The organism is Butyrivibrio sp. XPD2002, from assembly GCF_000423945.1.
Classification (GTDB): Bacteria; Bacillota; Clostridia; order Lachnospirales; family Lachnospiraceae; genus Butyrivibrio.
On the sequence record NZ_AUIY01000038.1, the window covers coordinates 1 to 15,427 of the forward strand.

Annotated in this window: 20 protein-coding genes; 5 read left to right on the plus strand and 15 right to left on the minus strand. The window is 34.8% G+C overall.

Translation table 11 applies throughout. From position 1 onward, the window contains the following. Window positions 1-176 precede the first annotated feature (176 nt). The 11 genes from crcB to G587_RS25600 all read right to left on the minus strand — a co-directional run bounded on the left by crcB (window position 177) and on the right by G587_RS25600 (window position 7,370). Window positions 177-527: a fluoride efflux transporter CrcB gene (gene crcB / locus G587_RS23075; RefSeq protein ID WP_035786990.1), complete on the minus strand. Its 351-nt coding sequence runs from the start codon at window positions 525-527 to the stop codon at window positions 177-179. Next, the gene (locus G587_RS23080; protein ID WP_051201084.1) at window positions 469-1,755 is read right to left on the minus strand and encodes a relaxase/mobilization nuclease domain-containing protein; all 1,287 of its coding nucleotides are present in this window, start codon (window positions 1,753-1,755) and stop codon (window positions 469-471) included. The genes crcB and G587_RS23080 overlap by 59 nt, the downstream gene beginning before the upstream one ends. 35 nt (window positions 1,756-1,790) lie before the next feature. Further along, window positions 1,791-2,141, minus strand: coding sequence for a plasmid mobilization protein (locus G587_RS0115515; protein ID WP_026493003.1), 351 nt, complete (start codon window positions 2,139-2,141; stop codon window positions 1,791-1,793). A 4-nt stretch (window positions 2,142-2,145) separates the two neighbouring features. Continuing rightward, the gene (locus G587_RS0115520; protein WP_051201085.1) at window positions 2,146-3,162 is read right to left on the minus strand and encodes a hypothetical protein; all 1,017 of its coding nucleotides are present in this window, start codon (window positions 3,160-3,162) and stop codon (window positions 2,146-2,148) included. A gap of 10 nt (window positions 3,163-3,172) precedes the next feature. Continuing rightward, a complete protein-coding gene (locus tag G587_RS24675) occupies window positions 3,173-3,388 on the minus strand; it encodes a hypothetical protein (RefSeq protein WP_051201086.1) in 216 nt (71 codons plus the stop codon). 20 nt (window positions 3,389-3,408) lie between these two features. Further along, window positions 3,409-3,792, minus strand: coding sequence for a VirB6/TrbL-like conjugal transfer protein, CD1112 family (locus G587_RS0115530; protein ID WP_196812593.1), 384 nt, complete (start codon window positions 3,790-3,792; stop codon window positions 3,409-3,411). 91 nt (window positions 3,793-3,883) lie between these two features. Next, the gene (locus G587_RS23090) at window positions 3,884-4,231 is read right to left on the minus strand and encodes a Maff2 family mobile element protein (protein WP_081679482.1); all 348 of its coding nucleotides are present in this window, start codon (window positions 4,229-4,231) and stop codon (window positions 3,884-3,886) included. Window positions 4,232-4,348: 117 nt separating this feature from the next. Continuing rightward, window positions 4,349-6,118 carry a VirD4-like conjugal transfer protein, CD1115 family gene (locus G587_RS0115545; RefSeq protein ID WP_026493006.1) on the minus strand — a complete coding sequence of 590 codons (1,770 nt, stop codon included), beginning with the start codon at window positions 6,116-6,118 and terminating at the stop codon, window positions 4,349-4,351. After that, window positions 6,115-6,771 (minus strand): DUF3801 domain-containing protein, encoded by a 657-nt coding sequence (locus G587_RS0115550; RefSeq protein ID WP_081679483.1) that lies wholly within the window; start codon window positions 6,769-6,771, stop codon window positions 6,115-6,117. The genes G587_RS0115545 and G587_RS0115550 overlap by 4 nt, the downstream gene beginning before the upstream one ends. Continuing rightward, entirely contained in the window at window positions 6,692-7,009 is a 318-nt protein-coding gene (locus tag G587_RS0115555) for a hypothetical protein (RefSeq protein WP_026493008.1), read from the minus strand. Before G587_RS0115555 ends, G587_RS0115550 begins: the two co-directional genes overlap by 80 nt. A 28-nt stretch (window positions 7,010-7,037) precedes the next feature. Beyond that, entirely contained in the window at window positions 7,038-7,370 is a 333-nt protein-coding gene (locus G587_RS25600; protein WP_035786995.1) for a hypothetical protein, read from the minus strand. A gap of 166 nt (window positions 7,371-7,536) precedes the next feature. On the opposite strand from G587_RS25600, the gene G587_RS23100 reads away from it, so the two are divergent. Next, window positions 7,537-7,875: a helix-turn-helix domain-containing protein gene (locus G587_RS23100; protein WP_035786997.1), complete on the plus strand. Its 339-nt coding sequence runs from the start codon at window positions 7,537-7,539 to the stop codon at window positions 7,873-7,875. 100 nt (window positions 7,876-7,975) lie between these two features. Here the strand turns inward: G587_RS23100 and G587_RS0115570 are convergent, their stop codons facing one another. The 4 genes from G587_RS0115570 to G587_RS0115585 all read right to left on the minus strand — a co-directional run bounded on the left by G587_RS0115570 (window position 7,976) and on the right by G587_RS0115585 (window position 10,365). Further along, window positions 7,976-9,223: a leucine-rich repeat protein gene (locus G587_RS0115570; RefSeq protein WP_026493009.1), complete on the minus strand. Its 1,248-nt coding sequence runs from the start codon at window positions 9,221-9,223 to the stop codon at window positions 7,976-7,978. A 245-nt stretch (window positions 9,224-9,468) separates the two neighbouring features. Further along, entirely contained in the window at window positions 9,469-9,765 is a 297-nt protein-coding gene (locus tag G587_RS0115575; protein ID WP_026493010.1) for a hypothetical protein, read from the minus strand. A gap of 1 nt (window position 9,766) precedes the next feature. Beyond that, on the minus strand, window positions 9,767-10,090 hold the full coding sequence (locus G587_RS0115580; protein ID WP_026493011.1) for a hypothetical protein: 324 nt from the start codon (window positions 10,088-10,090) through the stop codon (window positions 9,767-9,769). Next, on the minus strand, window positions 10,090-10,365 hold the full coding sequence (locus tag G587_RS0115585; protein WP_026493012.1) for a hypothetical protein: 276 nt from the start codon (window positions 10,363-10,365) through the stop codon (window positions 10,090-10,092). Before G587_RS0115585 ends, G587_RS0115580 begins: the two co-directional genes overlap by 1 nt. A gap of 632 nt (window positions 10,366-10,997) precedes the next feature. On the opposite strand from G587_RS0115585, the gene G587_RS0115590 reads away from it, so the two are divergent. From G587_RS0115590 to G587_RS25605, 4 genes are all read left to right on the plus strand, one after another. Further along, complete coding sequence (locus tag G587_RS0115590) at window positions 10,998-11,804, plus strand: ParA family protein (protein WP_026493013.1); 807 nt, start codon at window positions 10,998-11,000, stop codon at window positions 11,802-11,804. Further along, complete coding sequence (locus tag G587_RS0115595) at window positions 11,797-12,186, plus strand: hypothetical protein (protein WP_026493014.1); 390 nt, start codon at window positions 11,797-11,799, stop codon at window positions 12,184-12,186. Before G587_RS0115590 ends, G587_RS0115595 begins: the two co-directional genes overlap by 8 nt. 874 nt (window positions 12,187-13,060) lie before the next feature. Beyond that, window positions 13,061-14,401: a replication initiation protein gene (locus G587_RS0115600; RefSeq protein WP_026493015.1), complete on the plus strand. Its 1,341-nt coding sequence runs from the start codon at window positions 13,061-13,063 to the stop codon at window positions 14,399-14,401. An 846-nt stretch (window positions 14,402-15,247) separates the two neighbouring features. Continuing rightward, window positions 15,248-15,427, plus strand: a 180-nt coding sequence (locus G587_RS25605; RefSeq protein ID WP_026492675.1) for a transposase, incomplete at its 3' end; no start/stop codon positions are given.

Sequence of the window (15,427 nt, forward strand, 5' to 3'; positions counted from 1 at the left end):
CCCCTGCGAGGTTCAGATATTCGCCCAATATGCTTCTGGCGCCTTCATGAGTCATGTCCGAAAACAGACTTACGATTCCCATCAGGGTTATAAATATTATGGCGCCAGACAAAGCCCTTTTTTTATCCATGTTCTACTCCACTAATCCCGATTTGCTTATTTCATTATCCTGAAATTCAAAGTTTTATTATCGTCGCAAGTTTCTTTCCGCATAGAATTCCAAATATGCAGCAACAACAACTCAGTACCACATATAATCCGCCATTCATATATTGTTTCTTCTCAAACAAATTAAAAGCTTCAAGGGAAAATGTAGAGAATGTGGTAAAACCTCCACACACCCCTGTCTTCCAGAAAAGAATGGTATTATCAGATACACTTTCTCGGTTACTGGTAATTCCAACAACGAATCCAATTAGTATGGCACCGAGGATATTTGTAATCAGAGTTAATATCGGAAAATAAGTCTTAACAGGAATCAGACTTATCACCTTCATATTCCTTAAAACATTTTCTTGCTTCTTCATGTTCAGTAATCTCTTCGAGTAACTCTTTTTTTAGATTTTTGTTATACCCGCTCTTCTTATATTTCTGATATGCATCATTCGTTTTAGCATATGAAATAATAGCCTTTTGCAATGCAATTATCTTTTCCATCTTTGAATCTATTTTGATGATATCCGATTTCAATGCATTATATTTCTCATAGTGTTCCCCATGAACTCTGTTTAGATCTTCATATGACATTATTCCCAGGTCCGATAAAAAACTAAGCGTCTTAGCTGTCTGCTTCATATTAAATGATCTTGCCCACTTTTCATATCCAGGTCCTTTTCCTTCACTTATCTTTTTCTGAACATCTATTAGAAGTCCAAGCTTTTCTTCCTTGGATTTTCCATTTGGAGTGATATCTTTTATTCTACGACCTGCTATCGACTCATAATTCTCAGAAGGATTTTTTACTGTTTGTGCATATTCACCTCTGATCCTCTTTTTTACATCTCCTTCACGATAGCCTTCACCCAAAGAATCCAATCTTGCATATTTTTTATCTCCTGCCTTTTTTAGTTTTACATACTTTCCGCTTGCATCTACATCAATATCATATTGGTTTTTTAGTATTCTTAGGAGTTCATCCATTGTTCGTGGTTTTTCTAAAAATGCTTTGTCAATTGAAGCTCTGATATAATCCCTTTTACTTGGTTTTTTATGATCTCCAAGCCACTTGCCATATGTTTTTTTCCCTTTTTTAGGATTGTCTATAACTGATAGATTATTCTCCAGACATATTATGTCACTGACTTTTCTAAGTGCTTTTGCTGAACCAAGAAAGTCCCTAAATTTTCTTGAAGCATCAATGTTCACTGAATTGTATATGATATGATTATGGATATGTTTTTTATCAGTATGCGTTGCAACAATAAATTGATGCCGTCCTTTTGTAAATCGCATAGCCAGTTCATATCCCAGTTTATTTGCAGTTGCGGGATCTATCTCACCTGGCTTAAATGCTTGACGAATCTGATAAGCTATCACATCATTTTTTCCTAATTTTCTTGTATGGTTTCGATCATACATCTGACGTAAAAAAGTAAATTCTTCATTAACGGTTTCCTTATCACATAAGTAAGAGCTTACGTATTTTTCATCCTCTGTTTTATCTGGATTCTTTATATAATCAGTTCTTAACCCCAATGACATTGAAACACTTTCTCCACCATGCGCATGCATAGCTATTATTCTTGTTGTTGCCATATTCCCTCCTAAAAAAGGCAGGTGAATACCTGCCTTTACACTTTTGTTATCATATTTATTTTGTTTAGGACTTCCTTCAGGTCCGCCCACAGCCCTTTATAATTATTTTGAATTTCCATCATGTCTTCCTTATAGATACTTCCTGTTTCATTAAGGTGTCTGGCTATTTGATTGAGATTGTTTGAAGAATATCTGAGCAGATTTATGACTTCGGTTATCTCTTTCATCTCAACATTGATTATGTATCCATCTATTGCCATTTTGCGCATATATGAGCTCTTATTAGTTATATGAGAAGCCTTCATCCTTTCCTCTATAAGGACATTTTCCTCTTCTGTGACCCTGACAAAAATAGGTTTATTTCTATGTCTGTTATTTCTGCTCATTTAACTATCGCTCCATATCCTGGCTATCAAACTCAAATTCATTAATGACATTTTCTTGGTTATTAGATGCATGCTTTTGTTCCTTTATTTTTGTGGAATTAAGCTGCATATTTCTTTTCTGTATATATTTTTTTGCTTTTACCCTATCTATAGGGTCTATATGAATACTTACAATTATCGGAGTGTCTATAGAAAGAAGATCCGTTATCAGTCTGTCATCTACACGGGGACAGTCTAATGAGAGAAGCGATACTTTACCATATATGTCCCCCATCCTGAAATATTTGCCATTGACAGGAAATCTAAAAGAAATTGGTGCTATGAAATCCTTTGTTGATAATCCATTTTTCGAAAGAAGGTTCCAATTGAATCTGAATTTATCATTTCCCTCAGGATGCATTGCTGCATGAAGTACCCGTAATCTTTCTGTACCATCTAAGACATGACTCTCTGCCTTAAGCCCGGCTTTTTTTAGATTTGCCTGTATAGCCTCATCAAGGTCCTTTGTTTTTTTAGCTGCAATTACCGGATTGTCTTCTTCTATGGTGTATGTAAGATATCTGTTCTTCCGGATTCCCTTGTTACCCTTGCGCTCCTTGTCAAAAAGAATATCTGTCAGTTCATCCCTCAATTCATCATAAGAGTCTCCTGTATCTTCTATGATCAGAGCCTTATTTAGTTCCTCCTGGGTAATCCTTGTATTCATGTATGTCATCTGAAGATGAACATCTTCTGTAAAGAAATTGTATAGGTCTGATAGTTTGCGAAAAACTGTCTCTTTATCTGGACTGTCTTTTAATACATAGTTGATGTCATCATAATTTATACTTTTAGAAAAGCGGTATCCTTCAAGCTGGCAAAGACCATTCTTATACATTGCCCTGAAAGGGATTGTATTTTGGGCAGTCGTCGGAAATTCTCCGTCCTTTTTTGCCTTCTTTATTGCCTTTTCCATGCGTTTTCTGTCTTTTATCGATATTGGTGCATTAGCACCTTTTATAACTGTTTTCTTTTTAATCATGAATTATCCCTCATGCATCCTTTTTGGTCATACCCTTTTTACTATTTATTCTCAGGATTCTTTTTATCTTTTCCTTACGCCTTGAGCTGATTTTTTTACGTTCTTCCAGCCTCTTCTTCTCATCTCTGACCATCTGATCATATTTTTCTTCAAGTTTTCTCTGCTTTCTGATTGCATCAAATGAATTATTGGTCGCAAACGGTCTTTCAGAACTGGTCAGAAACATCAGACGTACCTTATCCTTAATTATCTTCTCACATTTGATGCCGCCATAGCTCCACCTGCCTTTTCAAGGATAAAACCGGTAACATCAAATATCGCCAGTATAATGTCATATGTCTTTGTCACAAGAACTATTCCTATAGATGTGAACAGTATCCACTTGAATACAGGCATGAACGTCATCTCTTTATATGTATTTCTATCTTGGATTATCTTTATGAAATTTATAGTCATTAAATATGCAAGTACCAGACATGCCACAGGGACTATCGCTGCATCTGATATTTTCTTGATCATCTCAAACAGAGATGCATCATATGTCCCCGGATTAACATCTGTAAGTTCAGTTATGGATCCAGTCAGCCCATTTAATGAATCAAAAAATCCTGCAGCTGCACCTTTTAACATTTCTAGCAGCACAGATTGAAAATAACTACTTAACCATTCCATTTCTCAGCTCCTTACAGAAAGGGCACTAAGCCCTTTCTGCTAACAAAAACTACTTTCTAATTCCCGGAACCAGTGGAGCAGTCACGATATATCCTGCCTGAGGTTTCTTTGTAGCATCTGTTCCTGTACCATTAACCATATCTTTGAGCTTTGGCACAAGTGTCAACCCAACTGCAATGATGATTGCACCACCTACAAACATAGAGATTCCTGTTGCCCTGATAGCCGGATTATTGTCTGCCTGAGACTTTCCTACTTCTACAAGTCCTCCAATAATCGCAGCCGCTCCAAGTAATGTGACTACCGTCTGGAGAAGGTCGACTCCACTTTTAAAAAACTCCATTTTGATACCTGAATCCCAATCCCTTAATAGCCCATATTTGTCGGTTTTTTGCATTTTCAAGTAAACCCAAGAATAGATTTGTCGCTATTTTGTCGCTCACATAAATGCATATTTTAGGTGGGATTCTCCTCCTTTCTTTTTTATATTTATAAACGCAGCTCATCGCTGGATTTATACTGCATTTTCAGTAAGATCTATTTCATAACTGTCATATCTTTCATCTGCACACAAAAATGAATTCCTAAATTCGTCAAGATACACATATATATCAAATTTCTTACTACTGTCCGCATCTACTGTATATTTATATAAAGGGTGTTTTGTACTGTCATATTTATCTGAATAAAATGCCGGAACTCCTCGGAGCTTTACAAGGCACTTATTCCCTGGCATGTTTCCAATCTCTTCTACGCTCTTTAATTTTCTTCCTGTTTTCTTATAATTACTGCCAAAGCTCCTATTCATGCCATACGTATCACTCTGATCCATAACATCGATCGTTTCTTGTCCCAATAGTTCAGACCAATCTTTCCATGATGTAAATTCATTTCCTCCAAGGAAGCTCTTGACATCACATGAAGCCTCGATATTTTCTGCTTTTTTATCTCCATACAGGTCCACCAACTGGTTTTTTGCCTGGAAGAACATCCATAATGAGATACCTCTGGATCTAAGCTGCGATATAAGATGTTCTAGTTTTGGTATCTGTCCCGTGTTGTAGGTTTCATCCCACAATACTCTTACGTGATATTTTAAATGTCCTCCTTTTAGATCTGCTTTTGTCTTAAGCGTGTTGAACATCTGTGACAGAGCCATTGATACCATAAAATTAAATGTTGTATCTGAATCATCAATTATAAAAAACAGAACTGTCTTTTCATCGCCCACATTATCTAATTCAAGTTCGTCAAACTCCATGACACTTCTTACTTCATCTATATCAAACGGCGAAAGTCTTGATCCGACTGATGCAAGGATACTTCTTTTTGTCTTTCCAGCAGCTTTCTCAAATTTTCTATACTGCCTGACAGCAAATGTTTTTCCATATTCTTTCTCATGATCTTCAAAACGTATATCTACCTCACATTTTTCCTCCGGTTTTCCAGGCACTTTATCAACAACCTTTATTTCATCTATCAGATCTATCATAGTAAGCATATTCTGTTCATCTTTGGGATATGCTTCCATGATGTAGGCGATTATCGCTGTATAAAGAAGCTTCTCAGACTTTGGCCAGAACGGATCCTGTCCTTTTTCATCTGGCTCCTTTGTGTTTTCCATTAGCGTGGAAACAAGTTTTGAAACGTCTGTCTCCTTTTTTATATAAGCAAAAGGGTTATACCCCATCGATGCACCAAAATCTACGGTATTAAATACCTTTATCCTGTATCCCATTTTCCTTATCAGCCACCCACAGCTTTGGATCAGTGTTCCTTTCGGATCGACTATCACATAACTGGAATGAAACTGCAGAAGGTTAGGAAGGAGCACACTAAATGTCTTACCTGCTCCAGATCCACCATAAAATACAGCATTTTTATTTCTCCCCATGTACCATGGTTTTACTTTTTCCTGCATCGTAAGAAATTCAGTCTTAGAAAGGATGCAATTGTATCTGAACGTAGGATTTACAAAAGGTTTTATATCCTTTGCTGTACCAAGCCTCGCTTCCCCATACTCTTTGCCAGGTCTTAGGTTCTTTCTCGTAGAATTTTTATATAGGACATACAGGAAGAGCCCTAAACATCCGCAAAGACCCATCATCATATCTATAGGATTTACCGAAACTATTGGGAACCCTAAAAGATTAGAAACATTCATCGAACTCAGTTTGTCAGATACTGAACCATCTACAGCCCTATACATATATGAAAATTTATCCATAATGTAAAACACTACGATATACGGCAACGTACTAATGATTTTTCCCGAATCAATCATCTTTCAAGTTCCTGTTCCCTTTCTTCAAATCCTGAAATAATATCTGAAACAGTTCTTCCGTTTAAACTAGGTTCTTTATCCTCTTTTTTGATATCATCCATTTGTTTTATATTTTTATCCTTTTCTCCTGCTTTCTTCTTCGCTTCTTCCTGTCTCCTTTCTTTACCTGCTGCTAAGGACTTTTCTGATAATTCCTTATCTATTCCTTTTTCTTTTTCTTCTCCAAAACAGTCTTCTTTTAAGTCCTGTTGAAATTTATTTCTCGCATAATCTTCAAAAAGGTGTGACATTACTTCTGCATTTTTCCCTGAAAAAAAGAAATGTACCTTATTTTCATCAAAATGATCTTTGACTATAGCAAAATCAACCCCGTTCTTTTTGCATATATCTCCAAATTCCTTAAAGTCCGATGAGCTCACATCTATCCTTCCAACTGGACCTCTATTTTTTGAATCAAACTTTAAAAAGTCCTTTAGAGCATTATTACCTTTAAATACCCTGGTCCTGTTTTCATACATCTTTAACGCTTTACCTATTCCAATGGCAGTTATTCTTCCTGTTTTATCTGTAATGCTATTCGTAACTCTTACTGCTAGATGTATTCCCTTTCTGGACGCGGTTTTTGTAAAGATTCTTGCATCCTCTTCTCTCATCTTTCCACCACCTCATGATCTGTTCCATATGGTTTATCAGGCTTTTTTTTTCATGATCCGGAATACCTGAATCAGTTATCATTTTTTTTATTGCAATCTCAGATTCTGATTTTTCTACTATCTTGTAGAAAATTTCTTGTCCCATATAGCTGTGAAGAGAAAGCCCCATTTCTTTTAATGATGCCTTACCTTCGTGTCCAAAAGACTGTTCCCCAAATAATGTTTCCTCTTCATTCATCAGTTTTCTCCATGTTGTAAATATTATTTTAATTAACGTTTCCCTCTTTCGTTATCGTGTCCATAATATCTATCCCTATAGTTTCACAAAGCCTTATATATTCAGTAATTTTAAACTCTCCTTCCCCATTTATTTTTTTATAAAATGCATATCTGCTCATTCCACAGCATTCTGCAAGTTTTGTAATTGGTATATTTGACTTTTTAATTACAGAATGTAACATTTCGTAATCAACTTCACATAATCGTAATTTATTAATTTTAATCCTCCATTTCTTAAATATTAACACGAATAATCTTTCAATAAGGCAAATATAACACCTTTGTTGTGATTTATCAACATAAAGATGAATATAATTCATGTTTTATTTATCGCTATAAGATTAAATAAATACTTTTTAAACCGTGTCTCTGCTAATTTAAAGCATTAAAATATTACGTAAAATTAATATTTTTCAGTTGCACTATTTCCTATTCTTCGTGTGTTATAATAATAAAAAAATTATTTATATTAACTTGTGAGGGCATATGGATAAGCTATATGAAAACATCGCGAAATTTAGGCGAGACAACCACCTAACAATGACAGATCTTGCAAAATTGGTAGGTTATAATACCGGGACAATGATCACTCATATCGAACAGGGAAAAGTTGATCTTCAATATTCAAAGATTTTAAAATTTGCAGAAGCTTTTCGTGTATCTGTTCCAGAATTGGAAGGATTTACTGATTCGAATGAATTCATTGAATTAATGGAATGTTTACCTGAAGATGGCAGAAAGTATATGCAGGATGCTTTACGTTTTGCTGTATATACTTATGGTGTAAACAATAAGAACAATTCAAAAGGGGCTGTGAAAAAATGAGAAATCATTTTTTCCAGCTCCCTTTTATTGCTGTTTTCAATATTTAGTTTTTCCGGGTTCAGTTCTCACATCTACAGAAAAATTCTAAACCCTCGGTTATTTACTTTTTCTTAATCCTCTTAACTTTTATATTAGGATTAAGTCCTGACTTCTCAACAAGCTTAACGTTATGTCTATAAACTTTCTTACTGGTCTTAAACTTGATGGTGCCCTTCTTCAAGGCTTTGAAAGCGCCTGCGCCGACCTTCTTGAGTTTTCCTCTGATTGTGATGTATCTAACTTTCTTTCCGCCATTGAAAGCACCCTTATCGATCCTGTTTACATTTTCACCGACATCAACTTTTCTAGCCTTCTTGCACTTCTTCATGAAGTTCTTGCGAAGTCTTGTTACTTTGTAGGTCTTTCCGCCACCTGTTACTGTGTCTGGAATTACGATATTCTTACCGCTGTAATTAATGGTTCTAAGATCAAGGTTTTCTCCACTTGCACCATTGTAGATATACTGAGCAAGCTGTGAACCATCCTTGTTGTAATCTGTAACTGTAATCTCTGTGTTATTACCACTTGTCTTGACTTCTGTTACTGTCTTTGAGCCGTCAGGATGAACTACAGTGTCGGGATCTTCTGCAGCTGTTTCAGCGTCTTTCTTACGCTGTTCTTCAAGGTCTTTCTTACGCTGTTCTTCAAGGTCTTTTTCAAGTTTTGTGACGATATCAGCAAGTCCCTTCTTGTTTGCATCGAGATCCTTTGATTTATCATACTTTGTCTCATCAATAGTTTTCTTTGCATCTTCTACAAGCTTTTTGCAGGCTTCGCTGTCATCGGATTTAAGGAGCCCATCTGCAGCTTTTTTCTGAGCCTCTTTCTCAGCATTAAACTCATCTTCATCTGATCCACTTGGTTGGTCAGGATCAGGATTGCTATAACCAAACGGACTGCTACTAGTAGCCTTTCCAAGTTTCACTCCTCCGCTCCATGTTGTCCTTAACAACAAATATTTGATATAACCACCAGGATCAACTTTCGTTAAGTAATATGCGTATGGGTGTTGTACATCAACATCATCCCCATCGGGGACCACCGAGAAAAGGTAATCCACATCTTTTTCAAGTGTCAAAGTAGCTTGCTTATAATTCGGTCCATTTATTTCTAGATAGTATAATTGTATTCCCTCAGTATTTGGCTTTATTGTATCCCCAGGTTTTAAAACAGTACCATTTTCAAGAGTTACATGAACTGATGGTGTATCCGCCTTCGCCACAACTCCCGGCATAAGTCCCGCCATAAGTGCAACTGCCAGCACATAGCTTAGCAGCCTTGAAAATACTCTTTTTTCAATCACTTTCATAAAAACCTCCTTATAAGAAACAGTTTACTTCTCTTCTTTGACATTAAGCCAATCACTATTATTAATTATCGCAGATATATATAAAACACCGCTTAAATAATCAGGTTCTTTTTATTAAAAATAATAAATATAGAATAATAGCAATAAAAGGGAGCTGGAAAAAATGATTTCTCATTTTTTCACAGCCCCTTTTGCTTCAATCACTTATTACCATTCTGTTCTACTATTACAATCGAAAAACATATTTATAAATCACTAATCGATTCATAAATATACTCATTCAGTACGTATATCTGCCCCACTCCCCATAATATCCCTTTAAGGACCAGGTCTATGATCACACCTGCTAGTATGGTCATCAGGGCTGACTTCGTACTGACTGTTGGACTTATAAGAAATACTAGACCACATAATGCGAAAAATCCGGCTATCAGATATGCAATAACTCCATATATTCCTGATAGAAATTCAAATGCTGTATACAGTATTTTGATCAATAGATATATAGGCATATAAAGGACTTTTAACAGTATTCCTATCATGTCATTTCTCCTTTGTATAATTATATGTTTTGCCCGCTATATCGATGGATATATCTTCTCCATCAACATACATTGTTCCCGTCATTACGAGTATCTTGTCAATCTGGACCTTATATGTTCCGTCTCCATTTTTTTCCCAGGTACCTAACCCAGTTGATCCGTCATGGGCAATTTCTTCAATCTTTCCGTCTGCGCTAAACTCGATGGTATTCCCATTCTTATCTACATATTTGCCCGTTATTGTGCTTTTCCCGGGACTTCCACATCCTGCAGCCATAACACATATGAGTAGAAATATACTTATAGCTCTTCTTGCTCTATTCATCACGCATTCACCTCCTGGAGTTCTGAAAACCTGCTGTAATCAACTTCTAGCTGCTCCATCTCGTCCATCTTATAAGAATACTCTCTGAGTGCCGACCTGACTGGCTCATCAAAACCTACTTCTTCCAGTCCTCTAATAATTTCACCAGCACCCATTCCCATCATATGAGCCATAAAGATTCCAGATTTCAGGCAGGTAACGTACTCATCATCATAATGATTTTCTGTTTTTATCTTGCGCATGGTTTTTTTGAATATATTAATTTTTTTACTCATTTTATGTACACTCCTTCTGTTATTTTGAAAGATTATTTGTGTTGAAGGATTTGTACATTTTTCTCTGCTAAAAGCATATCTATTTCTACGTTAGATTTACTGATAATATATTTGATTGCGTTTATAAAGTCAACAATATATAGATAATTTCTTGGTCATGCTTTTTTTATCTTTTAGGATCCTGAATGCGTATATTTTAATATTTTTCATTATATTAGATTTTATAATACAAACACTAATACAAATAGTTAATATATATTCTATTATTTATTTGTATTAGAATATGCTATTATAATATATATTAGTATTATGTAATATATTATATATTAGTGATATACATTATACTATATATTAGTATTATGCAATATATTATATATTACTATCACTCATATATATTACACTTATATCATAGCAATATATATGACAATAATATAATATGTATTAGTCTTATATAATATATTTTCTATTATACTATATATTATATTACTCTTGTATATTATATGCTATATTATATATTTGTATTATATATGACATTATGCTATTATATTATATATAGCTATTAGTTCAACTATTAGTTATTCTATTATATTTTTGTATTACATTTTTATAATATATTTTTATAGGAGAATATCATGGCAATAAAAATAGCGATTGCAAATCAAAAGGGCGGGGTAGGGAAAACAACTACAGCAATAAATCTGGCAGATGCACTAAGCCATTTTCAATACAAGGTCCTTTTCATAGATCTGGATCCCCAGCATAATTCTACCAGCACATACGGAGCAGAAATTGATGGTGTTAACACAATAGTAGATGTATTAAAAAAAGACTGTACAGCCAAAGAAGCAGTACAGACAACCCCACTCGGAGACATCATTGCTGGCGACGGTCTACTTGCAATTGAAGAAAATACTTTTAATGCAAAGAAAGCAAGAGAAGGACTTTTAAAGAAACAGATTGCTGAATTAGATGATGAGTATGATTTTATAATTATGGATACTCCTCCGAATCTTGGAATATACATGATCAATGCCTTAACTGCAGCTGATGGCTGTATCATCCCGATCAAGGCAGAACAATATGCAGTAGATGGTCTTTCACTATTGATTGATACAGTCAATGAAGTAATAGAAGTTTTAAATGAAGACTTGAAAATATATGGTGTACTAATGACTTCATATGATTCTCGCAACAGCCTGGATGTAGGTATAAAAGAAGTACTTCCTGAAGTCGGTGATCAGAAAGGATTCAAGACGTTTGACACCCAGATCAGAATAAGCCAGGACGTAAAGAAAGCTCAGGCTATAAGGAATACATACGATGATGAGGGTAATGTTATTGTAGCCAACAGATCATTATTTGAGAATTTCAAAAATAGTAATGCAGCTATAGACTATGTTAAATTCACAAAAGAATTATTGGAGGTAATCAATGGCTAAAAATACTGTGAAAACAAGCGCACTCGACATGTTCAGTGAAACAAAGCCCGTTCTAAAGAACAGAACTGCACAGATAAAGGCAGAAACTCCTAAGCAGCCTGTGCAAACATCTAAATCATCACCCAAGGATAGTAAGAATGAGACAGAAGCGAAAATAGAAACATCTTCTCCGGTTACTGCTGAGACAAATGCTTCTAATGAGGTTGAAAATAAACTTAGTGGAATAAGTTTAAAAATGTCAAAAGCTAAAGTTGAAAAGAAAAGCAGAGGGCGTAGTTTCTATCTGAGTGATAATATTTATGAAAGATTAGCCAATCAGGCTAAAAAGAATAACGTATCTATTTCAGAATTTTTAGAATATATATTAAAACAGGTATTATAATAAAGTTATCCACAACCAAATTTTACGGTTTTTTATTGCTATAAATAATAGATATAAAAGGTAGAGTCAACAACATAAAAATTAATTTGTTTGTTTAGGAGGTCCTGCAATCCAGACAGATACTGCATTTGTGGATTTAAAAACGTAGAAATTGGTTGTTAATCTCGTAGAAATTGGTTGTATATCACGTAGTCATTGGATTAATTTAGCGGTAATTTTGGTTTTTTGCATTAAATAATGCATCCAAAATTACCGTTTTTATATGCCATTTCTTACGTATTCATATTAAAAGCGTAGAAATTGGCGTATGCAAAAGGTCTGAATAATCCGATCCAGTAAATTTTGGTTACAGTGATATAGAAATAAACCATTTTCTACGGAAATATGTAGAATCATTGCTATTTTACGTAGAGATTGGCGTATGAATACATCCAATTTCTACGGATTTATTAGCCATAAATGAAAAATGAGAATATGATACACCAAAAATACCGGGATAAGAGTGCATGACCATGTAAGTCAACAAAAACAGGATTTATTAAAGCCGCATATTTACTGGGGTTATTGTTTTCGAGAAATGGAAAAAGACAATAAATCTGCATACACCAATTTTTACGGTTTTAGCCATTATCACGTAGGAATTGGTGCATTTCTTTATAAGCTATGAACCATTTTCTACGTAGTTTCAGAATGGATATACATATTTCCAAAGGCGGTATAAATGGTGGGGTTAATAAACCATTATCTACGGATTATTATGTATTTCCGTAATAATTGGTGTTAATTTACACACCATTTACTACGGATTAATATTGACATGACCGTAGAAAATGGTTTAACCTAATATTAAATCCGTAGAGATTGGAGTATAATAATGAGCAATAAAGCAAATGAGCCTTTATATAGCCTTAGTTTTGTGAAATCCAACGAGATGATTTCAGCAAAATACAAATCATCTCTATTGGAAAATCAGGTAATGGCTATAGCATTGACCAGGATAGAAGTGAATAATGAAGATAAGGAATCTCCTTTAGAGGCGCGTCTTTATCCAAGAGAACTTAAGAAACTTGTAAGTGATGAACGTCATATTTACAGGGACCTTAAAGCATTATCCAAATCTATAACAGGGCATACTATGTTTCTTGAAGATGGTAAGGGGAACTTTAAAGCTTTTTCTGTAGTTCCTAATGCCACATATAAGGATGGCGTTTTCATCATCAAATTCAATAATGAGCTTAAAGAGCATATACTGGGACTTGAGAAAAACTTTACTACTCTGGAATTATCCGTAATGACAGATTTCACCAAAAACTCATCTTTCAGAATATATGAACTTTTAAAGAAAGATATTTATAAGAGTAAACCTGAAGTAAACGGTGGAAGAGTAGATGTCTTATATAATATCTCGGAATTCAGATTCATGATAGGACTTGCAAACGGCGATGATCCAGCTGTATCTAAAGAAATGGCGCGAATGGGGTCTCATATAGACTGGGATGTGCTTTACAGCAAGCTTGATAAAAAGGACCGGAAATACGATGAATGGTATGAACTCCAGAGAAATGTGCTTAAACCAGCCCAGCAGGAACTCGAAGAAAAAAGTGATATAAGGTTTGAGTATGAAGGTCTTAGGAACGGAAGACGAACATCTGAAATAATGTTCAGAATTTATAGAAATAAACCATCTACTTCAGTAATAACCAAAAAGAAGGTTATAGAAAGCCAGGAATCTTTCAGGCAGCTCGAAATGCCTTACGATCTGGAACAGTATAAGCCTTTATACGATGAATATGTTGGACATAATGATCTCACTAAAGAAGATATTGACATGCTTTTGAAGAAAGCGGATTTTAATGCAAATAAAGTTCGTGACGCAATTGCACTTGCTGATAAGCAGGGATACATAAACAATTATGTGGGATGGCTAATAAAATGTATTACAGATGATTATACCCATACTGAAGTTCTTGAGGGCAGTTCTGAGGATGCTGCAAGAATTAAAGAGATCATGAAGCAGTATGATGAAGGTAAAAAATCTGGAGAGATACAGAGGGCTGCATGGGAAAGGGTTCAGTCAAACGAGGATTTCCCTGATTTTACTAATATGCTTGAGATGAATGGTGTCACACTGGAACTGGTCCTTTCTATTTACAAACTTGATGAAGTGCTCCAGATGTATGCAGACTGGAAAGTAAACAGACCAATAAAATTCTAATAGAACTTTCTAATACAAAGTATAATACATATATATATTATATTTATGTATTATATTATCTAATATATTACTTGAGCTAGGATTAATGCGGATCTTAGCGTATAATATTGATAGTCCTTAAAATTTTATTTTGGGATTAATGTGCTTGCTCCAGGGGATCTTCCCCTGGAGTTTTTTCAAAATGAAGGCACGATCCGTGATAATATAAGCGTGCCTTTGAATTAATTGGGAAACCCCATAGCACCCTTACCCGTTTCCCAAACCCTTCCCGGCATATTTTTCATAGAATTCCGGTATATCATTGCGTTGCTATAATAATATAGTTGATAATCTTACTTCGCATAGATAATCTTTGTGGCATGATTCCTTTTTATGAATCAAATCACATATGTTTTCGCAGCTTTGGGGCTATGAAATTAAATAAAAGTATAACCGTAAAAAAGATAGTAAAATCAATCAGCTTTTCACTGAAGATAATAGAGTGCTGAAAAAGGATGGAAAGTGCTGCATCAAATAGTAAAAATGCAACTGATTGTCCAAAGCTTTTAAATATGATATTCATGTCATTATTCCTTTATGTAGTTTATAGTTGCTGACATCATCTTTAAAGTATGCCGGAGTCTATTATAAGCTTTTTACGGTTATCGCAGAAGTAGGAATCTATAGTTAAATTTCTCTATTTAACCTGAATTATTCACGGCTTAATTACAAAGCCGCATAGTTACTGCATTTAAACTGCATATTGCTTTCACCCAATAAGTGAAGCCTTAGGGGTATTAATAAAGCCCCGATTCTGTTACAATTTTAGGTGTCGAATCCAAAAACATAACAAAAAAGAGGCTTCATATGTCTAGTTTAGATTACACAACCTTAGAAAGCAATAAGCGTTTTAAATTAAATTTTGACGGAGGTGATTTATCCTCCGATGCTGGTCTTCTCCTAATAAAGGAATTCATCAGCAAACTGCACTTTGACAAGCTGATTGACAGCATATTTCACACCAATGATTCTTCAAGCCGCCGGACT